The sequence below is a fragment of the Streptosporangium heterodermiicola genome, from assembly GCF_051390675.1.
Lineage (GTDB): Bacteria > Actinomycetota > Actinomycetes > Streptosporangiales > Streptosporangiaceae > Streptosporangium.
The window spans coordinates 1-18,940 of sequence record NZ_JBPJSR010000051.1 but is presented as its reverse complement, the minus strand read 5'-3'; the positions used below and the strand labels follow the sequence as shown (position 1 = coordinate 18,940).

Below are 18,940 nucleotides of genomic sequence, written 5' to 3'. Positions count from 1 at the left end.
GTCCTTCCCTTGTGTGTTTTTATCTCGGGGGCCGGCTTGTATGGCGCTGTCGCTGTCTCAAAGTACTACGAGAGATCTTCCTATCACCTGTCTCAAGCGCGTGCTTTGACCAAAGACCTCGCGGAGCGTGGGGTACTAGGCACTGATGAGAGATTGGTAAAAGCACGAGCTGATCACTACCGTGCCTTCCCGCGGATGTATCGCATCCGCCTTCATCGGCTGTGGGTGGTCCTGCACTTCGCCATCGGGCTCTACGGGCTGTCACTGCTATTGGTGTGTGGTCATGGCGTGATCGGGGCGATCTCTGTCGCGCGGCTTTCTGTGCTCGGAGTGGGCTGGCCCTGGGCGGCGAGTCCACTCGGCTTTTGAAGACAAGGCCCTCGGCACGCGGGATGCTACTAACGCTGGCACTAACAGCAAGTTTGGATATGGTCGGACGACGGCGGATCCTGCAGAGGAATAACTGCAGGTCAATGGAGGAGTGTGGACACGGCTGGATTTTTATGATCTTGCTACGGAACAAAAGGTGAGGGCTGTGCGGGCCAGAATTGTAGCCGGTATGCCTCCAGCCCTTCGGGAGGCCGTTCGCTGGGGTAATGGGCACCAGGGCCGGGGCGGACGCTTGCGCGCACGAACCAGCTACGCGCTTGATCGCGCAGGTCCATGAGGTTGCCGGAGGAGTGGCCGTGGACTTCGACCACTTGCAATTTTCCCGAGCTGGAGTAGAGCTCTGCCGTCTCGCTCCTGGTCCACTGGTCATCGTCGGCGGGCGGTCGCCCGTCCCAAAGTTCTAGCGCGACGTCGACGACGTGCCAGGAGTCCGACTGGCTGGTGATGATGGCGACATTCGCGGTGGTGAGGAACCAGTCGGTCGGGTTGGCTCGGTCTGAGAGCTCCCAAAGATCCTCAGCACCTTTCGGCTGCCCATTGGCGCCATCAAGGTCCATGATCATAAAGTTGCCGGACCGGACCGTGACTGTATCTGGGAGGCGTTCGATCAGACGGGACATCGGCGTCCTTGAGATGAGGCGGACGAGGCAGGCCGATGCTATCTCTGCGATCATGTGGTGTGGCTGACCACGGTTCCGAAGGAATGCGGTGACAGTAGCGCTGACAGCAACGTCCCCACACGCGGACTCACTTCGGCTACCGTCCACCACCCTCTGACCACGGTCTCCGCTACCCGACCAGGGTGATTGGTCCGCCTGAAAAGCGGAAGGTCGGCGGTTCGACCCCGCCCCTGACCACAGCAACTGAGCAGCACAAACGCCCCGAGCCATTCACGGCCCGGGGCTTTTTGACGTCTGTTGACAGGAACGGTGTTGAGCGCAAGGTGGGATTGGCCTCGGCCTCTTGATGTCTTGGTGCTGAGGTATGCCGATTGCGTGGGTGAGTCGCCGTCGTAACGCTCATTCGAGGTGATGATTTCGGGTGCCCGTTGAAATGGGTTACCCCACCGTGTGGGGAGTAGGCCGGTGATCACCAGTTGTCCCAGCCGCGCCAGCCGTACCAGTTCCCGCCGAGATGCCGGTAGCTGTCATCCATGGTTCCCTCCGGTCGTCCTTTAGGTAACCAGACGAAGCCGGTATTGCTATGAATGGCCCATTCCTCGGTGCTGAGGGCGGCGCTGCCGGGAAGCACCTCGGCGTCTATGGTCGAGTAGGGAGATGCCCAGCACACCCGGTACAGGCCCAGCCATCGGCAGGAGGCATCGATGGTTGTCTCCTCCGTCACCGTCTGGGTGAACGCCTCCATGCTCGGTTTGGAGATCGTGAACCGCACCCAGAATGGGGCGTCGACAACGATTGTGGCCAGGACCACCGCGAGGACGATCCAGGGGAGGAACCAGCGTCGCAAGCGGACGGAGACCGCGTCCGCGTCTTTGCGACCTGCCAGGATGATGCGAACGGTCCAGATCAGGGCCAGTGGGGTTATAACGAAGACGGCGAACAGAGACATCTCGATGGTGTACCTGTAAGGGGCGCTGGCCCAGTACAAAAGTACGAATCCTACGGCTAAGACCGCGGTCATAAACGGCCATCCAGGCGGCTTGGTGATCACGGTGTCACCTTAGCGATCACACTTGTGCTCCCGACAGGGCAGCTTTGACGGTCACCTGCTTCTGGGCAGGATCGCCACCTCCGGTCTCACCGGCTATAAAACAAAAGGACGCCCCCGCTGTAGCCGAGGCGTCCAAGAATGGATCTTGTTTATGTGAGGGCGTCACCGAGACGTTTGAGGGCGTTGCGCTTGTCGTCGAGGGAGACGTGGGCGTAGATGGTCATGGTCACCTCGATATCGCCGTGGCCGACGATGTCGCGGACTACCTGGGGCGACACGCCGAGGTTGAGCGCAGGTGTGGCGGAGGTTGTGAAAATGCATGTCGCCGAGGCCGGCGGCCTTGCGGATGGCTCCCCAGCTTCGCCGGAGGTTATCCGGCTCCATGGGCGTTCCGCGCCGGGACGGGAAGACCAGGCCGTGTTCCTCCCAGTCGTCCCAGCGTTCGGAGCATTCGGCGATTCGACGACCGGCAAGAACGATCAACGAATCTCCGTTAAGAATCAGATAGTCTGATTTCATGAAGGTGATGACTGCTACTGAGGCATCTCGCAGCTTCGCGGTCGTTCTGGACGAGGCGGAGCGAGGGGAGACGATCGTGGTCACTCGGGGGGGTAAGCGGATCGCGGTGATCGGTCCCGCGCCCACGGCGCCGGGACGTATGGTCAAAGCCTTCCTGGCCAGGGCCGCGGGGACGCTGGACGCCGATTTCGAGGCCGATGTCGCGGTGGCCCGGGAGGCGGTCGACGACGAGATGAGGAGCACGTGGCCCGACGCCTGATCCTGGACACCGGTGTGCTGATCGCGGCGGAGCGGGGCAGGGCCTCCGTGGACGCGGTGATCGGAGACGCCGACGATGTGGCGATCGCCGCGATCACCGTGGCCGAGCTGCTCGTCGGCGTGGAGCTGGCGGACGCGGCGTGCCGTCCCGGGCGGCAGGCCTTCGTGGATGAAGTCCTGGCGTTGATTCCGGTCGAGGAGTACACGGTGGACGTCGCCAGGGTCCACGCTCGTCTCCTGGCGCATGTGCTCCGGTCGGGAAAGACACGGGGAGCGTACGATCTGCTGATCGCCGCGACGGCGGCCACCACCGCCAGAATCGTGATCACGATGGATTCGTCCGCCGCGTTCGACGACCTGCCGGGGGTCCGGGCGCAGGTCGTTCCCCGTTGAACGCCGACGACAACGGTGACGACGACGTCGGCCACCGTGAGCATACGTCGGCAGCCGTCCACAGCCTTCTGATCTCGTATCCGTCGAGAGGAGGAGGGTGATCGCTCCGCCTGAAAAGCGGAAGGTCGGCGGTTCGACCCCGCCCCTGACCACAACAACTGAGCGGCACAAACGCCCCGAGTCGATGACGGCCCGGGGCTTTTTGATGTCTAGTGACAGCAACGGTGTCGAGCGCGAGGTGGGATTGGCCCTGGCCTCTTGATATCTCGGGTCTGAGGTATGTCGATTGCGTGGGTGGGTTGCCGTCGTAACACTGTCGGGGGGGCCGCAGAAGGTAGTCCATGGCGGCGATCACCAGGCAGGTAGAGCTCGCCGGGTTCTCGCACACCGCGCCGGGCGTCATCCGCTCTGATCTCGGAATGGCTGTTGGGGATGGGCTTCGACGCCAGCTTGTTATACGGCCTCCTGGCGGCTATCCGGACCAGCATCGCGCCAGGGACGGCGATGAGCTTCCGAACCCCAGTATCCGCCACTGTGTCACGACTTTCCCTCCCGCCAAGCCTGGTGAAAGATCGAGGCCAGTGCCCATCGGGCCGTGAAGGCCATCCTCTGATTGGAGAGGATGGCCTTCGCCGCGTGTATTGCTCAAAACGGCTCAAGCGATGACGAACTCGGCTCTTGGAATACCGGTCCTGGAGAAATAGGTGCCGATCGCCACAGACCGTTTCACCCGCCTAGGAGTTCCTTATGGTTCCCGTTCCGGTCTTGCTGCTGTTGACACAGACGGCGAAGTACCGGCCGTAGAGACCATTGATCGTGATTTCCGTGTAAGCCCAATTCGGCAGGCTGGAACTACGACTGGCGGTGCCGACGGTGATACCGTTCGCGGCGTCGTGCACCCGGCAGGTCAAGGTGCCATATACCGGCACGTTGACCCTGAGTTTGATCCAGTTTCCGCTGGAGGCGTTCAGGGTTCCGGTCGTGCAACTGACGGACGAGGTGATCGTGCAATGCGTCGAAGCGGCCGACGCTGGCGTAGCCAGTGTGAGTGCGGCGCCTACGGCCACCGCGGCCACAACTCCTCGGGTTAACCTACGCATACTGAAACTCCAGATTCCGCCGGCAGTGCGGCGTTCTCATTTGCCATGGATGCTGATGTCGTCCCCGCACGTATCCCGCTGCGCGGGAACGTAGGCCCGTGAGATCAGGGTGTGTTCGACTAGTTCGCGATCTGCCCACCACCGGAGCGGCTGCTGTTGACACAAACCATGAAGTAACTCCCGTAGAGGCCGCCGATGGTCTTCCCTGTAGCGGAGGTGTCGTACCACCTGCGGCTAGCGCTCCCCACGGTGATACCGTTGGCCCTGTCGTGCACTCGGCAGGTGACGGTTCCACTGCTCGGTATGTAAACCGTCATCTTGATCCAGCGGCCGGGATTTGCGGGCAGGGTGGCGGTTTGGCAGGAAATATCACTACCAGTGATATTGCATCCGGACACGCTCGCGGATGCCGGAGTGGATACCACGAGCACGGAACTCATGGCAGCTACCACAACACCGACCGATGCCCATACTCGAGCTAACTTGCTGACTTCTCTCATGGTGCTATAAGCCTCCTGTTCCCAGTTGTCGTGCGATCTCCCATATGAGGATCACAGACGTCCGGGCAGGTCTCGTTGCACCTGAGCGCCGACTTGTTGACTATGCGCGCCAATCGGTCATGTGCTCGCGCCGAAATTCCTTGAGGCCTATCCCGTAGGCGGCGGTGAAGGCGCGGGTGAAGTGGGCGGTGACGGGAAACCCCATGGGTCGCGATGGCGTGAATCGGCTGGTTGGCGAGGGCGGGGTCGGTTAAGATCTCGCCGACAGCACTCCAGTCGCTGGGCACGAATCCATCCGACGACGGTGGCGTCCTGGAAATTGGTTGACCGCTCTCGGCCAGTAGCCTAGGTCGGCTGGGGCGGTAGACGCTTACGAGCCTTCAAGGATCAAGGACATGTGTGAGTCTGGCGTTTGAGCAGGTATAAGGAGTTAACGGTTCAGGCACGCAATCGCTCTCCCGATGCGGGTGTCTTTGTAGAGCGTCGCGGCGAGGCCGTGACGGTCGCTGACCTCGGTAGCCACCATTGGTCGCTGGAGCGATCGACGCCAAATTCCTCTTTCGTCGGGACTTGCCATTGTTGACCATGCTTGAGGTGACAGCAGCGCTGACAGCAACGTCCCCACACGCGGACTCACTTCGGCTACCGTCCACCACACTCTGACCACGGTTTCCTTCACCCCGCCAGCGTGATTGGTCCGCCCGAAAAGCGGAAGGCCGGCGGTTCGACCCCGCTCCTGACCGCGGCAACTGAGCAGCACAAACGCCCAGAGCGATTATCGTTCGGGGCTTTTTTGGACCTCCAGTGACAGCGACGTCATCCGATTACCGGTGAGCGTGAGACACGTGGATGATATCCAGCCAAAATTCCTCCTGATTGAGGCAAACGAGCACATCTACGGCTCCTGCCTTGATGCCGAAGGCGTCTTCGTCGAGGCGCCGGAAGACGACGAACCTGTGACCATCGAAATCCCGGGCTGCCTTCCCTCCCCGCGGATGCGTGACCACCTCGGCGGGTCCAAGCGTTACCGCCGAAGGAATTCGCTGGAGCCGGGTGCGCTCCGGATGCTTGATACGGCAGGGGATCCGCTCGCGGAGTTCTGGGTGGGCGAGGTCATCGACTGGCGACCCTCACCGCTCGGCCGTGAACGGGTGGACCTGGCTCGCGGGCCGATCCGAGATTGCCGTCTACAGCGCGATGCCCTGCCCTGATCTGAGGACAACGCATCAACGGCCGATTGATTCGAATCGTCGTGTGGGCGACGACCTCGCGGACCCTCCCGTCACACGATGTGAGTGCATTTCACTGTTCTGGTCGCAGAGTGGTAACCGGCCTGTCCGCACCGCGGCGGATCCTGCCGAGCGTGAAGGTCGACGATGTCGACGGCCTGCTGGACCGGGTCGAGGCGGCAGGCGGACGGGTGCTCGGCCCATCGACCGACATGCCCTGGGGAGAACGCGTGGCCCACGTCCACGACCCTGACGGAAACATGGTCGACTTGACCCGGCCCCTCCAAGAGAGCGTCGGCTAGCCGGTCGACGGCGCGGTGCGGTCACCGCGCTCAGCTTTTCGCAGCGGGGACCCCAGGATCAGCGGGGACCCCAGGATCATCGAGCCGAAGAAGGCACTGGCGGGCGGCTCCGTTCGGTGCTCGCTCTCCTACCCCGGGTGTTCTGGCCGGCGCTGTAACGATCGCTGATCTCGCGGCTCGCCGGAGGGGCCGGAGCGATCGCCGCCAAGGCCCTTCTTCGATTGAATTCGGTCCCAACGATTGTTGGACAGGCCTTTGTGATGCGCGTGGGATTTACGGCGGCCGATCCCGGGGGAATTGTCGCTCGGGTGGGTGAGGGTGGCTCCGCCGTTCAGGCGATCCCGGCTAATCCTGTCGGCGGATGATTCCTGCCCTTCCGTCCTGCGAGGGTTATCTCGAATGAAGGGCCACGATCCCCGAGGAGAAACGTGATGTCCAAACTGTCCGGCACTCGAAAGCGTCTGGCCGCCCTGATGATCGGCCTGTCCGCGGCGGGTCTGCTCGGCGCGACGGTGTCCGCTCCCGCCTACGCCCAGCCGAGGGAACCTTACGACGAGAGGTACAAGGACTGGTACGACGACGGCAACTGGGTGCACGGCAGGGTCTACTACGAGGACGGCATGCCGTTCATCATCAGCCTGTGTTACTCGTCCGCCTCGGGCAACCTCTACAACTGTCCGCGCTGGCTGTGACGCTGTGACGCTGTGAAGGGCGCCTCCCCGCGATCACGCGGGGAGGCGTCCCGAAGGCAACGGCCGGAGACCAAGGGGCGGGCCCGGGCGGCCACCGAGTCCAAAGGGCCCGCTTGATCTCGAAGGAATCCTGCTTCATCGCCGCCCCGGTGTCAGGGGTGACCTCGCGCCGCACGGCCGCGACGGGATTCCTCTCGGAATCGTCGCGCGACGTCCACTGTGCCGTAGGCCCGGGGACGCATGGCGCCGAAGATCGTCGCCTGCCGTGGCACCGTACACCTCCGCGAACCCGTTCTCCGCCCCTCGTCGGCCGGCGCCGTCCTGGCCGGGCGGGGACGAACCACGTGCGCCGTACGGCCTGATGTGACTTATTGCGACTCGATATGACTCGGTGTGACGGAAACATGCCTCGTTAGGTCGAGAACGATCTATGAAGGATCTCCCCAACGCACACGGCAGTCTCTTTCTGGATACATACCCTTAAGTGACTGTTCGACGTTCGGGCGGGTCGGAGAGGTGGTAGGTGAGGGGGACCGCCGTGACAGCCAGCGACGGCCTGGAATACTGGGCGGGGTACGGGTTCAGTGAGGAACTCGTCAAAGCCCTATTCCAGGGTCTGCGCGTGGGTCTGTACGTGGTCGACCACATGGGGAAGATCCTCCTGGTCAATCCGTATGCCGAGCGGCTGCTCGATCGTCCCGCACGGCAGTTGATCGGGGTCGACCCGCACGACCTGCTGCACCGCAACGCCGACGGCAGCTCGATCCCCCGCGAGGACTGCCAGATTCTGGCCGCGTTCGCCGAGGGGGTGTACGTCCGCAGCGAGGAGGCGTGGTTCACCCGCGGATCCGGAGGCCTGGTCCCGGTGGGGGTGATGGCGGCCCCGCTTCCGCTGGGCGGGGGGAAGGACACGGGCTCGGTGGTCCTGTTCTACGACCTCTCGCGGCACAAGGCCGTGGAACACGAGCAGGCGGCCGCCCTCGCGGTGCTGGAGAAGCTGACCGACCGGCTGTCGCTGATGGCCGAGACCAGTATCGTGCTGGCCTCCACCCTGAAAGTGGACGAGGCGCTGCGACGGCTGTCTCGCCTGGTGGTGCCCCGGCTGGCCGACTGGGCGATGATCGACCTGCTCGGCTCCAGCGGCGACGGGGTGGACAGGGTGGCGGTCGTGGTCAAGCGGGGCCGGGACGGTGTCGAGTGCAAGCAGTGGGAGGGACCGCTTCCGGCGTTTCCCGAGACCTCCCGGGCGCCGATGGCGCGGGTGCTGCGCGGCGGCCCCGCGGTGCTGTTCGGCCCTGAGGATCTGGCCGGGCGAATCGACCAGGATGAGGGCGGCGTACAGCGGCGGCCGTACGAGGAGCTGGGTGCCCATTCGGTCATCATCGCGCCGTTGCGTACGCCGCGCCGGGTGCTGGGGGTGCTCACCCTGGCCCGTTACGAGACCTCCCCGGTGTACGACTCGGCTGATCTGTCCCTTATCGGCGACATCGCCAGCCGGGCCGGGCTCGCTGTGGACAACGCGGACATGTTCGAGGAGCAACGGCGGTTCGCCTCCTCCACCTCTCACGAGCTCAGAACGCCGCTCGCCGGTCTCCGCGCCCGGCTTGAGGAGGCGGTGCTCTATCCCGCCGACATCGACCCGCACGAGACCATCAGGAAGGCGCTGGCGGTCACCGATCGGCTGGAGACGATCGTCGACGACCTTCTCGTGTCGGCTCGGCTCCGTGCCGGAGGGCCGGTCGCGCACGAGCCGATCGACGTCGGCGTGCTGGTGGTGAAGGAGGTGACGGCCATGGTGGGCGGCGTGCCGGTGCACGTCGACGCGGGCCGGGATGTGAACGTCCTGGGCAACCGGATCCAGCTGATCCGGGTCATCGACAACCTCCTGGTCAACGCCCGGCGGCACGCGGAGAAAAGGGTCGAGGTCACCGTGGGACGAGTGGACGGCTCGGCCGTCGTCACCGTGTGTGACGACGGTGCCGGGATCGCGCCGCAGGACCGGGAGTGCGTCTTCGAGCGCTTCGTCCGGCTGGAGGAGGGCCGCCGCAGGGAGCCGGGAGGCAGCGGGCTCGGCCTGGCCATCTCGCGCGACATCGCCCGCGCCCACAGCGGGACCCTCACGATCGAGAACTCGCTGTGTGGTGCCCGGTTCGTCCTCCGGCTTCCGCTGACGGACAGGCGTCCGTAGCCTTCGCGTAACCTCCGGCCGTCCTGGAACGTCCCAGGCGCGGGTCGCCTTCACAGGTCCTGCCGAAAGTCTGGATTTCCGGCTTCAGGATTTGATATGTGTGTTTCGCACGCGACATGAATCCGTGTTCGCGGGCGGTATGGTTCACGCTCGGGCTACGCCAGGTATCCGCGATTCGGAAGCGGTGTCGATTTCAAGGGCGGATGAGTAGGGCCGGTTCCACCGAACTCGGGGTACACCGGTTTCTGTTCGTGGTTTTTTCGAGACCCGTTTCGGTAATGCTTAATTGTGGGTAGGTTGAGGCTGCCTTGATGTGCGGCCACGGGGGTTTTGTCAGGTGGCCGGTTTTGGGTGGTGCTGAGCGGACACGGGAGACCCCTCGAATGAAAATTGTCGCGTTGTCCTGCACGCAGAAGCGTCTCCCGTCGCTGACCGACGCGCTGCTGGAGGCGGCGATCACCGGCGTCCTCCGGGAGGTCGGTGACGCGGAGATCCAGCGGATCCGGTTGATCGACCATCGCATCGCGATGTGCGAGGGCGAGGACACCTGCCTCGACCCCGAGGTGGGCCGGTGCACGATCGACGACGACTTCGAGCACGTCGTCGGGCTGGCCGAGGGCGCGCAGGCGATGCTGCTCGCCATGCCGGTGTACGCGGGGAACGTACCCGCGGTGCTGAAGATCTTCCAGGAACGCCTGAAGAGCTTCATGAACGCCAGGGAACGCCCGTTCGGCAACCTGCTGGTGGGGACGATCGTGCATTCGCGCACGATGCTGACCGAGCCCGCACTGGCATCGTTGTTCCCGTGGTACCTGCGCCTGAAGAACAAGAACGTGGCGTCGGCGTGCTTCACCCAGAACGATCACCAGGACCTGACCCGCACCGCGGCGCCCGACCTGTGTGTGGCCGTGGGCCGGCAACTCGGCATGACGCTCGACGGCGGCCGGTCGCCGGCCGACGACCGCACGGCACTGCCGTTGGCTCAGCCACCGGCCCGTCCGCGGTGCGGTGACCCGGGCGCGTCCTCTCCTGGAGCGTGAGGAGACCCTGAAGCGTGAGGAGACCCTGAAGCGTGCGGAGAACCCGGAGCGTGAGGAGACCCTGAAGCGTGCGGAGAACCCGGAGCGTGAGGAGAACCCGGAGCGTGAGGAGACTCCGCGCGCCAGGTGCACCCGTCGCCCACCTGTTCGCACGACACCGTGACGTCCGGTTCCACGTAGCGGGCGGCGACGGAGGTGTTGAGGTCCTGGCAGTACGGGCACGGTGACGAGAACGTCAGTACGACACCGGCGCGGGCGGCCCGTTTGCGGTACCGGAGGATCCCGCAGTCGGCGTTGCGCAGGACGGTGCCCGAGGGCTGGGGCTCACTGGTCACCGCCGAGTCGTACAGCAGCAGCTGGTGCTGCAGCCGGGTCATGAAGTGATCGGTGGCGGACACCCCGGCGGGCCGTTGCGCTCGCAGCAGCTCCGCGGTGATGCGTGAGTTCGCCTGGATCCACGCGGCCAGGCCCTCCTCGCCGTGCTCTCCCAGGATGAACTCCTCCGCGGCCGCCTGGGCCTCGAAGAACCGCTGGCGCCACAGGTCGACCTTCTCGGCCGGGTCGAGGGGAGACGGTTCACCGGTCATGGTCCGCCTCCTCCCCGGTGGCGCCGTCCAGCTCGGCGAAGACCTCCTGGGCGACGCGCAGCCCGTTGTTGGCGACCGGCCAGCCACCGTAGTAGGCGAGCTGGATGATGACTTCGACGACCTTCTCCCGCGACATCCCGAGGTGCAGGGCGGCACCGATGTGGCCGCGCAGCTCCCAGTCGGTCCGCGCCAGGGTGACCGCCGTCAGCGCGACCAGTTCGCGCTCCTCGACGCTCAGGTGCGGGCGGGTCCAGATCTCGCCGAACAGGTGGTCGACGGTGATCCGCAGGAACTCCGGGTAGGAACCCGGTCGCGGTTCGCGGCCGAAGACCTGCTGGAACATGGCCTCGCCCTGCTTGTGGCGGTCAGACGGCTGATTCATCGATCAACTCCTTGGTGTTGGCCGAACAGTTGTCAACGTCCACGACGCCACGAAGGCGACGACCAGCAGCGCGGCGCCGCTGCCGAAGGCGGCCGGAACACCCACCCGCTCGGCGACGAGCCCGACGACGACCGGTCCGACCACGGCGCCGACATCGGTGCACATCGAGAAGACGGCGACGCCGCTGCCGGCCCGGCCGTCGACGACGTCGCCGATCAGCGCGGCCGGTGCGGCGTTGAGCAGCGCCGATCCCGCCGCGTACACACAGAGCAGGACGACGAGCCAGGCGTACCCGTCCACGAGCACCAAGGCCGTGATCGCCGCCGCGGCCACACCGGTGCCGGCGATCATGGCGGGCCGGCGGCCGGCCCGGTCGACGACCCGGCCGGCCGGCATGATCAGCAGCGCCTGGACGACGGCGGATATCGTGAACGCCCACCCGACCCACGTCACGTCGTGTCGCCACGCCACGACCACCGTGGGGACCAGCGCGCCGCGCACCCCGAACAGGACCCATCCCTGCGCCAACGCCGCGAGGCAGGCCACCACGTAGCGTCGGTCCCGCAGCAGGACCGGTAGCCGGACCACGTCACGGCCGGGCTCCGCGCCGGTGGCCCGGCCGGTGCGGAGCACCGCCAGCGTCAGTGCCGCGGCGGCCAGCAGCAGCACGGCGTACGCCAGGAACGGCGCGGACAGGGCGATGAGAGCGAGGAGCCCGCCCAGTGCCGGTCCGCAGATCCCGCCGAGCAGGAAGCCCGCCTCGAACACGGCGCCGGCCTGTCCCCGCCGGTCGGGCGGCGCGATCGCCAGGAGTGTCGCCAGCGCGGACACCGAGAACAGCACCGAGCCGACGCCACCGAGGCCGCGGAACACGAGCAGCTGCCCGTAGGACCCGGCGAACGCCGTCAGGGCCGAGGAGACCGCGCACACCAGCAGGCCGGCGACCAGGACCCGCCGCTCCCCGAAACGAGCTCCGAGCCGGCCGCAGAACGGGCTGGTGGCCAGCCGTATCAACGCGAACAGGGCGACGAGCGCTCCGATCTGGGTGGGCCCGGCCCCGAACATCGCCGCGTACACCGGGAGCACCGGGAGCACCAGTCCCAGGCCCAGCATGACGCAGCCACCGACGACACTGAGGACGTAGACCTCGCGGGGGAGACTCGGCTGGGCGGCGGCAACGGGTGGGACGCTGCCAGGGCCGGCCGCCGTCACTGTCCGGTCACAGGATGATGCTGAGCTTTCCGTGTTCGTACAACGTCTCGTGGTCGAGCACCACGACCCGCCTCCGGATCCTGAACGACTCGCCCTCGACGACGAGCTCGAAACGGTACTTTCCGACGTAGGCGTCAGAGCGCCCGTGCCCGAACCGGTACACGACGACGTTCGCCGCCACGTCGAGGTGCGTGCCCCGATCGGTCAGGATCTCCACGTTGCCGATCATCCGGTTCGTCCGCGACCGAGGGTTCTCGCACCACACCTCACCGTTGAGGAGCTGCTCGATCCGCTGGCGTAGCCGGGCGGCGTCGTCGTCGATGAGCCCGAGCGCGTCGGCCGACTCGCCGCGGACGTCGGTGGCCGGCACCGAGTAGCGGATGTCGCCGGTCAGCATCTCGTCGTACCAGTCGAGCAGGCGCCACTCGTCGAGCAGCCGCGCCTCACGGAAAAGGAACTGGCTCACCCGGTGCCACAACCGCGCCTGGGCCGCTTCGTCGACCGTCAGCTCGATGGTCATCGTGGTTCCGCCCCTCGCGTCTCGGCCCGGTGAGCGACGTCGAGGTGACCGTCGTCGCCGTGCATCAGCCGGTCCCACTGCCGCCAGAACTCGCGGGCGGGAAGCTCGTCGGTCGTCTCCGGGACCTCCTTGTTCATGCCGCGCGACAGATCCGAGTAGCGGACCGTGCGGTTGAGATAACCCCGCTGGCACGACTCGACGATCTCGATGTCGTCGGGGGTGGCGAAGCCGGCGGGGCCGAGGAACGTCAGGTAGTGACTCTTGCGGAGTTCCCGGATGTCTGGATCCTCGTCCTTGGGGGCGAGGGCGACCGAGGTGATGGCCATCTGGCCGGCGCCGACCGGGTCGATCTTGCGGATCGTGATCGCGATCGCGTCGATGATCATCAGGTTGGGGAAGATCAGCACCGCGCGGTTGGTGCCGGTGATCCGTTCGGCGCGTTCGGCGCCGAACCGGTCGACGAACCGCGCCGCCGTCGCCTCGATCCGCGGCCGGACCTCGTCGCCGAACATCGGCGTCCAGTAGGCGAGCGGGCGGGCCGCCGCCGGTGGCAGCTCGTTGGCTCCGTGTCCCAGCCCGAGGGCGCGGCCGAAGCCGCCTCGCCGTCGTGGTGGCACCGACCCCAGCGACTCCATGTAGCCGACGTAACGCTTGTGCAGGGCCCGGAAGTGGTAGATGTCGACGCTGTTCTCCATCATGAGCTTCCAGTTGGCCCGGGCCCCGTGGAGTTGCGCGCCCTGGATCACCTCCATCCCGGCCTCGGACTGGTCGTCGATCAGGTCGAGGTAGTCCGTCGCGCCCGCCAGGTACTCGGTCAGGGTGCGCGGCTGCTCCGGGTCGAAGGTGACGAACACGAAACCGCGATAACCGTCACTGCGGTGCTGCGCCAGGCCGAAGTCCGCCTTCCGGAAGCCCGGTCCGTACCCGTCCGGGATCGGGACCCCGACCAGGTCGCCCTGGTTGGAGAACGTCCAGTCGTGGTACGGGCACCGGAACGACTTGGCCTGCCCGGACGGCTGCGAGCAGATCAGGGCCCCGCGGTGGGTGCAGCTGTTCGCGAACACCCGGATCACCCCGTCGGACCCGCGCGCCATGACCACCGGGCGCCCGCCGACGTCGCGTGCCACGTAGGAGCCCGGCCCCGGCACCTCCGACTCGTGCCCGACGTACAGCCAGCAGCGATCGAAGATCCTGGTCATCTCCTGCGCGGCCAGGTCGTCGTCGGTGTAGGCGCGGCGATCCACCCGGAACGAGAGGCGCTCAAGATCATCGATCACGATCGGGTCGCTCACCGGCCGCCGCAGTTCGATCGTCACTGCTCACCCTCTCGCCGTAGCGTCTCGACCGTGCCGATGACCAGCTCGGCCGTGCGCGCGGCGGAGTCGCCGCACTCCGGTCGCGCGGCGCGCAGCCGGGCCCGGTAGTCCCGGGCGGGATCGAGCAGATCGGTGACGGCGCCGGCGACCGCCCGCTCGGTGACGCCGGCCGGCTCCAACGCCGTCCCGAAGCCGGCCCTGTCCACGAAGTACGCCTGGATCGGCTGGTCCACGGCCAGCGGGATCACCAGCATCGGTGTCGCCGCCCGGATCGACTCCGCCACGGAGTTGTATCCGCCGTGGGTGACGAACACGTCGGCGCGCTCCAGCACCTCACGCTGCGGCACGTACGGGGCGGTGATCACCTCGTCGGGCAGCGCGAGCTCCTCGGCGAGATCTCCCACCGCGGCGATCACCTGTGCGCCGGTCGCCGCCGCCCCGGTGATCACCGTGCGCAGCAGGTCCGGCCGCCGGTAGAAGATCGTGCCGAAGGAGACGTACACCACCGGGCGGTCGGGGTCGATCCGATCCAGGCCCGAGAAGGCGACCTCGTCGCCGCGGGGCCCCGCCGCACCCGGCAACCCGACCAGCCGCACACCGTCGTCGGTGACCGCGTCGTCGCCGACGAGAGCGGGAATCGTCGGCATCAGATTGAGGATCGGCGAACGCGCCGAATGGGTCCGGGTCGACCACAGCACCCCGTGCCCGGTCAGATAGTCGCCGACCTGCTCGTCGTACGACCAGCGACCTCGCCGATGCTCCCTCGGGCACACTCCACCCAGGTTGGCCCAGATCATCCCGTACGGCACGCCGGACGCCTGCGCTCCGACCATGGCCGCCGCCGTGACCGGCAGCGAATCGACGAGCACGAAGTCCGGCGCCGCCGCACGGAGCGCGTCAGCCGTCTGGTCCGCCACCGGCGACGACCGGAGCATCGGGCCGATCTTCGCCGGGTCGCCGCTCCACGGCGCCATCTCGACCTTCCCGATCACGTCGGCCTGCGCCTTGCCCAGGGCCTCGCGACGCCGCTCGTCGAGCGCGCCCCCGTCGGCGGACAACAGCAGCAGCGTGACGTCGCTGCCGGCGTTCTGGAGTGCGTTGACCACCGGAATGTATGGGTTCAGGTGACCGTGCTGAGTCGTGGTGAGGAGGGCGACGCGCATCAGATTTCCGATCCATCGAAAGAAGACGACCAGGCCGACCCGGGATCCGGCTCCGGACGCACCGCGGCAGCCACGACCGCGACACCCCCCTGCCTTCGGAAACGAGTCGAGACGGTGACGCACGAACGGCGGAACTCCGCCCTCCGGACAGGCGAGAACGCCCGGCAGGCGAAATGGACCGTCGGCGTCCGGTTACTGCTATGAGGCTCTACGCATTCCCCACCATCGCTGAAGGGACACATCGATCGACGCTATTCGGAACGACCTCGAAACAACCGGGTTCACCACCTGCCCCCAGGAGTTTTACAAAGCCTGCCGGGATGTGCAATCGATGTCAACGCCTCGCAACTGTCAACTACCACCACTCTGCCGGACGCGACTTTGTCAAGGACGGCTAATGGACCGTCTTACGCGACAGATGGGCGTCCCGCGACAGAGTCGGTGCCCGTTCAGTAGGCGAGGCCCAAGTCCCCCGACTTCCTGTCCGTGAAACATTTGCGAAATAATCGAGAACGGTTCAAGGACGTTTCAAGCGCGGTCCCGGCCGTAGCCGCAGATCAACAGACCTGAGCGGCCCTGACCGCGACCGCCCTCCTGGCGCGGGTGTCTTTGTCGAGCCCTGTGGCAGGGCCGTGACGATCGCCGGCTTCGGTGGCCGCCGTTGACTGCCGGGGCGATCGATGCCAGGCTCCGACGAAGGAGGAGCCTGGCATCGGCGGCCATGGTCGAGGTGGTTGTCAAGGTGACGGCGGTGCTGACGGCGACATTGTCAAGGCGGCGGCAGGGCTGACGGCGACGTCCCCGCACGCGGACTCACTTCGGCCACCGTCCACCGCTCCCCGGCCGGGGTGATCGGTTCGCCGGAAAAGCGGAAGGCCGGTGGTCCGACCCCGCCCCTGGCCACGGCGACCGAACAACACAAACACCCTGAGCGATTATCGTTCGGGGTTTTTGATGTCCGGTGACGGCAACGTCATCCGATTACCGGTGAGCGTGGGACACACGGATGATGTCAAGCCGAAATTCCTTCTTATTACTGGGGATGAGCAAGTTTACGGCTCCTGCCTTGATGCCGGAGGATTTTTTGTCGAGGCGCCGGAGGGCGACGAAATTGTGACCGTCGAAATCCTGGGCCGCCTTCCCCTCCAGCGGACGCGTGACTGCCCCGGCGGGTCCAAACGCCACCGCCGGAGAAATCCGCTGGGGCCGGTCACCGAACTCGGGGCACATCAAAGCCCCTCGCCCCGGGCCAGGAACTACTGTCGCGAGCATGGTCGAACACGATGCCCTCGATGTCACTCGCGAGGCCGATGCCCTCGGTGCCACCCGCGAGGCCTACGACGCCGCTGCCCTCACCTACGCGCGGCTGTTCCGCGACTCACTGCGTGACAGTCCCCTGGACCGCGCGATGTTGGGTGTCTTCGCCGAGGCCGTGAGTGCGAGCGGGGACGGCCAGGTCGCGGACCTGGGGTGCGGGCCTGGCCACGTCACCGCTCATCTGGACGAGGCGGGGCTGGCGGCGTTCGGTGTCGACGCCTCTCCCGCGATGATCGAGCTGGCTCGGCAGGCCTATCCGGGCCTGCGGTTCGACGAGGGCTCGATGGCCGCGCTGGCCATCGCCGACGGCGCGCTGGGCGGCGTACTCTCACGCTGGTCCGTCATCCACACCCCGCCGGAGGAACTCCCCGTCGTCTTGGCGGAGTTCCATCGCGTGCTGGCACCCGGCGGCCACCTCCTGATCGGCTTCTCGGCAAGCGATGATCCGTCTCATCCGGCGCAGGTCTTCGATCACGCGGTCGCGCCGGCCTATCGGTGGTGGCCTGATCACCTCGCCGCGATGCTGCGCGAGTCCGGGTTGGCCGAGGTGGCCCGGATGGTTCGCGAGCCTCAGCCCACCGACCGGCGGCAGTTCCGGGAGATCCACCTGCTCGCCCGCAAAGCCCCGTCGGGGGCTGTCTGACCGCACACGGGACCGCGTCCAACCTGCCGGGGCGTTCTCGTTCGTGTTCGGCGACGACGTGCCGGGAGCGGAACGGTCTCCCTTCGAGCTACAGCCGGCGCAGCACCCGCATGGCGTCCTTCTCGATGCGCGAAAGATCGTGGAGGATGAGACCGGCCCGCTTGAGGCAGCCCGCGTCGCCGTTCTCCCCGGCCTTCTCGATCAAGGTGGACACGTCCGTCCACAGGACGGCGGCCTCGGCGTACAGCCTGTGGCCGGCGCGGAGGTCGTCGTCGTCGATCAGCCGGGCGCATTCGTCGAGGAAGTCGCGATAGAGGGCGCGGAACAGGGCACCGCCGGTGCCGCCCCTCTCCATGAGGAAGGCGGCCCGCGGCAGGTCCCGCCGCGGCTCATCGGCGCGCAGCAGCCATCCGGGCACCTGTTCGCCGGCTTTCTCGATGCCTCGGTGGCCCAGGTTCGCGATGGGAGCGGCGAGGAAGGCGTCGGCGCAGTCTTTGATCGCGGGGATGATCCGGTCCCGCCAGGAAGGCGGGCGGGCCGGCAGGGTGATGGTGAAGGATCGGTTCCTGGCGGTCATCGGGCCGCGTTCGGCGCGCGCCCTGGCGAGCCCGGCCCGGCTGGTGCGCACCGCTCCTCCCTGCTGCTCGGTGTCCACGAGGTGGGCGTCGTGCTCGTCGTAGCCGTACATGGCGACGACATGACCGCCGAAGTGCACCTTGGAGCGGAAGTAGTCCAGGTGGTAGCAGTCGAGCTGAAGGCCGACCGGCCGGCCCGCGTCGACGGGGGCGGCCACGTTCTCCCACGCCTTGCGCGGTGAGGTGGTCTCCTCGACCGTCAACGTCAGTCCCAGCCTGGCGGCGAGGTTCCTGGTGAGTTCGAAGGGCTTGACGCGGCCTCCGAGAAATGGGAACGCCATGCTTCTGCTGTCCCAGTAGACGAAGGACAGGCCCGAGCCCAGCCCGAACAGCATGGGCTCTGTCAGGTCGAGACCCTCGTGCCGCAGCAGCACCCCCAGCGCCGTCGTCTCGCAGTGGTGCGTGCCACGGGTCTCGATGTCCTTCACGATGGTCATGCGTCGATCTCCTCGGGCTGACGCGGCGAACGGTCACGCCGTCCCCGTCCTCGACACCTTCATGATCAACCAGCGGGGACCGCTGGGAGCAGCCTGAGGCCTCCCACAGTGGGAGAGTCCAATCCTCCTCGACAGCCGGGCGAACACTTCGTTCCTGTACGCGCGATGCCTGCCGAGGGCGTCGCGCTCGTCTTTCCGCGGGTGAAGCGCCGCTCTTTCGCGGGTGAAGCGCCGCTCTTTCCGCGGGGGAAGTGCCGCGCGGCTGACGGCGACGGCCTCACGTGTTCGGGAAGCGTCCTTCCCCGCCGGGTTGAGCGGTCCTCCCGCCCCGGCCTGTGGATCCGGTGGAGTCGTGGTGGTCGCCATCCACCGATCGGTGGATGGCGACCACGTACTCGCGACCGCCGTCATGACGGCCGGCGGAACACCCGCCACCGCCGCATCGC

General features: G+C 66.6%; 20 protein-coding genes, 2 tRNA genes and 1 pseudogene. 11 read left to right on the top strand and 12 right to left on the bottom strand.

Features of this window, described 5'->3' with window-relative positions; all coding sequences use genetic code 11:
* On the top strand, nt 1-369 hold a 369-nt coding region (locus tag ACSC1Q_RS42610), incomplete at its 5' end, for a hypothetical protein (RefSeq protein ID WP_436764443.1).
* Nucleotides 370-512: 143 nt separating this feature from the next.
* Here the strand turns inward: ACSC1Q_RS42610 and ACSC1Q_RS42605 are convergent.
* Nucleotides 513-1,010: a hypothetical protein gene (locus ACSC1Q_RS42605; protein ID WP_436764442.1), complete on the bottom strand. Its 498-nt coding sequence runs from the start codon at nt 1,008-1,010 to the stop codon at nt 513-515.
* A 180-nt stretch (nt 1,011-1,190) separates the two neighbouring features.
* Between ACSC1Q_RS42605 and ACSC1Q_RS42600 the strand changes: the two genes are divergently transcribed.
* A tRNA-OTHER gene (locus ACSC1Q_RS42600) sits at nt 1,191-1,247 on the top strand.
* Between the two features lie 232 nt (nt 1,248-1,479).
* Here ACSC1Q_RS42600 and ACSC1Q_RS42595 read toward each other — a convergent pair.
* The 3 genes and pseudogenes from ACSC1Q_RS42595 to ACSC1Q_RS42585 all read right to left on the bottom strand — a co-directional run.
* Nucleotides 1,480-2,061, bottom strand: a complete 582-nt coding sequence (locus ACSC1Q_RS42595; protein WP_436764441.1) for a hypothetical protein — start codon at nt 2,059-2,061, stop codon at nt 1,480-1,482.
* A gap of 149 nt (nt 2,062-2,210) precedes the next feature.
* Nucleotides 2,211-2,339: a hypothetical protein gene (locus ACSC1Q_RS42590; protein ID WP_436764445.1), complete on the bottom strand. Its 129-nt coding sequence runs from the start codon at nt 2,337-2,339 to the stop codon at nt 2,211-2,213.
* 70 nt (nt 2,340-2,409) lie between these two features.
* Nucleotides 2,410-2,580: pseudogene (locus tag ACSC1Q_RS42585) on the bottom strand (hypothetical protein); the annotation flags it as partial.
* Between the two features lie 7 nt (nt 2,581-2,587).
* On the opposite strand from ACSC1Q_RS42585, the gene ACSC1Q_RS42580 reads away from it, so the two are divergent.
* The 3 genes from ACSC1Q_RS42580 (at nt 2,588) to ACSC1Q_RS42570 (ending at nt 3,383) form a co-directional block, all read left to right on the top strand.
* Complete coding sequence (locus ACSC1Q_RS42580) at nt 2,588-2,839, top strand: type II toxin-antitoxin system Phd/YefM family antitoxin (protein WP_436764440.1); 252 nt, start codon at nt 2,588-2,590, stop codon at nt 2,837-2,839.
* On the top strand, nt 2,824-3,231 hold the full coding sequence (locus ACSC1Q_RS42575) for a PIN domain-containing protein (protein WP_436764439.1): 408 nt from the start codon (nt 2,824-2,826) through the stop codon (nt 3,229-3,231). Before ACSC1Q_RS42580 ends, ACSC1Q_RS42575 begins: the two co-directional genes overlap by 16 nt.
* An 83-nt stretch (nt 3,232-3,314) precedes the next feature.
* Nucleotides 3,315-3,383: transfer RNA gene (locus ACSC1Q_RS42570), tRNA-Phe, on the top strand.
* 582 nt (nt 3,384-3,965) lie between these two features.
* Here ACSC1Q_RS42570 and ACSC1Q_RS42565 read toward each other — a convergent pair.
* On the bottom strand, nt 3,966-4,307 hold the full coding sequence (locus ACSC1Q_RS42565) for a hypothetical protein (RefSeq protein WP_436764438.1): 342 nt from the start codon (nt 4,305-4,307) through the stop codon (nt 3,966-3,968).
* 1,369 nt (nt 4,308-5,676) lie between these two features.
* Here ACSC1Q_RS42565 and ACSC1Q_RS42560 point away from each other — a divergent pair.
* The 5 genes from ACSC1Q_RS42560 to ACSC1Q_RS42540 all read left to right on the top strand — a co-directional run bounded on the left by ACSC1Q_RS42560 (nt 5,677) and on the right by ACSC1Q_RS42540 (nt 10,282).
* The gene (locus ACSC1Q_RS42560; protein ID WP_436764437.1) at nt 5,677-6,042 is read left to right on the top strand and encodes a hypothetical protein; all 366 of its coding nucleotides are present in this window, start codon (nt 5,677-5,679) and stop codon (nt 6,040-6,042) included.
* Between the two features lie 41 nt (nt 6,043-6,083).
* On the top strand, nt 6,084-6,362 hold the full coding sequence (locus ACSC1Q_RS42555; protein ID WP_436764444.1) for a VOC family protein: 279 nt from the start codon (nt 6,084-6,086) through the stop codon (nt 6,360-6,362).
* Between the two features lie 431 nt (nt 6,363-6,793).
* Entirely contained in the window at nt 6,794-7,054 is a 261-nt protein-coding gene (locus ACSC1Q_RS42550) for a hypothetical protein (RefSeq protein WP_436764436.1), read from the top strand.
* Between the two features lie 538 nt (nt 7,055-7,592).
* Nucleotides 7,593-9,242, top strand: a complete 1,650-nt coding sequence (locus ACSC1Q_RS42545) for an ATP-binding protein (RefSeq protein WP_436764435.1) — start codon at nt 7,593-7,595, stop codon at nt 9,240-9,242.
* A gap of 311 nt (nt 9,243-9,553) precedes the next feature.
* The gene (locus tag ACSC1Q_RS42540) at nt 9,554-10,282 is read left to right on the top strand and encodes a flavodoxin family protein (RefSeq protein ID WP_436764434.1); all 729 of its coding nucleotides are present in this window, start codon (nt 9,554-9,556) and stop codon (nt 10,280-10,282) included.
* Here ACSC1Q_RS42540 and ACSC1Q_RS42535 read toward each other — a convergent pair.
* The 6 genes from ACSC1Q_RS42535 to ACSC1Q_RS42510 are packed head-to-tail and all read right to left on the bottom strand — an operon-like array spanning nt 10,225 to nt 15,462.
* Nucleotides 10,225-10,869: a hypothetical protein gene (locus tag ACSC1Q_RS42535; protein WP_436764433.1), complete on the bottom strand. Its 645-nt coding sequence runs from the start codon at nt 10,867-10,869 to the stop codon at nt 10,225-10,227. The two genes, ACSC1Q_RS42540 and ACSC1Q_RS42535, sit on opposite strands and share 58 nt — an antisense overlap.
* The gene (locus tag ACSC1Q_RS42530) at nt 10,859-11,251 is read right to left on the bottom strand and encodes a carboxymuconolactone decarboxylase family protein (RefSeq protein WP_436764432.1); all 393 of its coding nucleotides are present in this window, start codon (nt 11,249-11,251) and stop codon (nt 10,859-10,861) included. The genes ACSC1Q_RS42535 and ACSC1Q_RS42530 overlap by 11 nt, the downstream gene beginning before the upstream one ends.
* Before the next feature lie 3 nt (nt 11,252-11,254).
* Nucleotides 11,255-12,463: an MFS transporter gene (locus ACSC1Q_RS42525; protein WP_436764431.1), complete on the bottom strand. Its 1,209-nt coding sequence runs from the start codon at nt 12,461-12,463 to the stop codon at nt 11,255-11,257.
* 7 nt (nt 12,464-12,470) lie between these two features.
* A complete protein-coding gene (locus ACSC1Q_RS42520; protein WP_436764430.1) occupies nt 12,471-12,983 on the bottom strand; it encodes an aromatic-ring-hydroxylating dioxygenase subunit beta in 513 nt (170 codons plus the stop codon).
* Nucleotides 12,980-14,299, bottom strand: coding sequence for an aromatic ring-hydroxylating oxygenase subunit alpha (locus ACSC1Q_RS42515; protein WP_436764429.1), 1,320 nt, complete (start codon nt 14,297-14,299; stop codon nt 12,980-12,982). Before ACSC1Q_RS42515 ends, ACSC1Q_RS42520 begins: the two co-directional genes overlap by 4 nt.
* Nucleotides 14,296-15,462 carry a glycosyltransferase gene (locus ACSC1Q_RS42510; protein WP_436764428.1) on the bottom strand — a complete coding sequence of 389 codons (1,167 nt, stop codon included), beginning with the start codon at nt 15,460-15,462 and terminating at the stop codon, nt 14,296-14,298. Before ACSC1Q_RS42510 ends, ACSC1Q_RS42515 begins: the two co-directional genes overlap by 4 nt.
* A 1,270-nt stretch (nt 15,463-16,732) precedes the next feature.
* On the opposite strand from ACSC1Q_RS42510, the gene ACSC1Q_RS42505 reads away from it, so the two are divergent.
* Entirely contained in the window at nt 16,733-17,422 is a 690-nt protein-coding gene (locus ACSC1Q_RS42505) for a class I SAM-dependent methyltransferase (RefSeq protein ID WP_436764427.1), read from the top strand.
* Between the two features lie 88 nt (nt 17,423-17,510).
* Here ACSC1Q_RS42505 and ACSC1Q_RS42500 read toward each other — a convergent pair whose 3' ends face one another.
* Entirely contained in the window at nt 17,511-18,494 is a 984-nt protein-coding gene (locus ACSC1Q_RS42500; RefSeq protein ID WP_436764426.1) for a BtrH N-terminal domain-containing protein, read from the bottom strand.
* Between the last annotated feature and the right edge of the window lie 446 nt (nt 18,495-18,940).

Bases quoted from the DNA above. Each gene is read 5' to 3' on its own strand.
- ACSC1Q_RS42605 (WP_436764442.1), bottom strand. From the start codon at position 1,010: ATGTCCCGTCTGATCGAACGCCTCCCAGATACAGTCACGGTCCGGTCC.
- ACSC1Q_RS42580 (WP_436764440.1), top strand. From the start codon at position 2,588: ATGACTGCTACTGAGGCATCTCGCAGCTTCGCGGTCGTTCTGGACGAG.
- ACSC1Q_RS42550 (WP_436764436.1), top strand. From the start codon at position 6,794: ATGTCCAAACTGTCCGGCACTCGAAAGCGTCTGGCCGCCCTGATGATC.
- ACSC1Q_RS42540 (WP_436764434.1), top strand. From the start codon at position 9,554: ATGTGCGGCCACGGGGGTTTTGTCAGGTGGCCGGTTTTGGGTGGTGCT.
- ACSC1Q_RS42535 (WP_436764433.1), bottom strand. From the start codon at position 10,869: ATGACCGGTGAACCGTCTCCCCTCGACCCGGCCGAGAAGGTCGACCTG.
- ACSC1Q_RS42530 (WP_436764432.1), bottom strand. From the start codon at position 11,251: ATGAATCAGCCGTCTGACCGCCACAAGCAGGGCGAGGCCATGTTCCAG.
- ACSC1Q_RS42520 (WP_436764430.1), bottom strand. From the start codon at position 12,983: ATGACCATCGAGCTGACGGTCGACGAAGCGGCCCAGGCGCGGTTGTGG.
- ACSC1Q_RS42510 (WP_436764428.1), bottom strand. From the start codon at position 15,462: ATGCGCGTCGCCCTCCTCACCACGACTCAGCACGGTCACCTGAACCCA.
- ACSC1Q_RS42505 (WP_436764427.1), top strand. From the start codon at position 16,733: ATGGTCGAACACGATGCCCTCGATGTCACTCGCGAGGCCGATGCCCTC.
- ACSC1Q_RS42500 (WP_436764426.1), bottom strand. From the start codon at position 18,494: ATGACCATCGTGAAGGACATCGAGACCCGTGGCACGCACCACTGCGAG.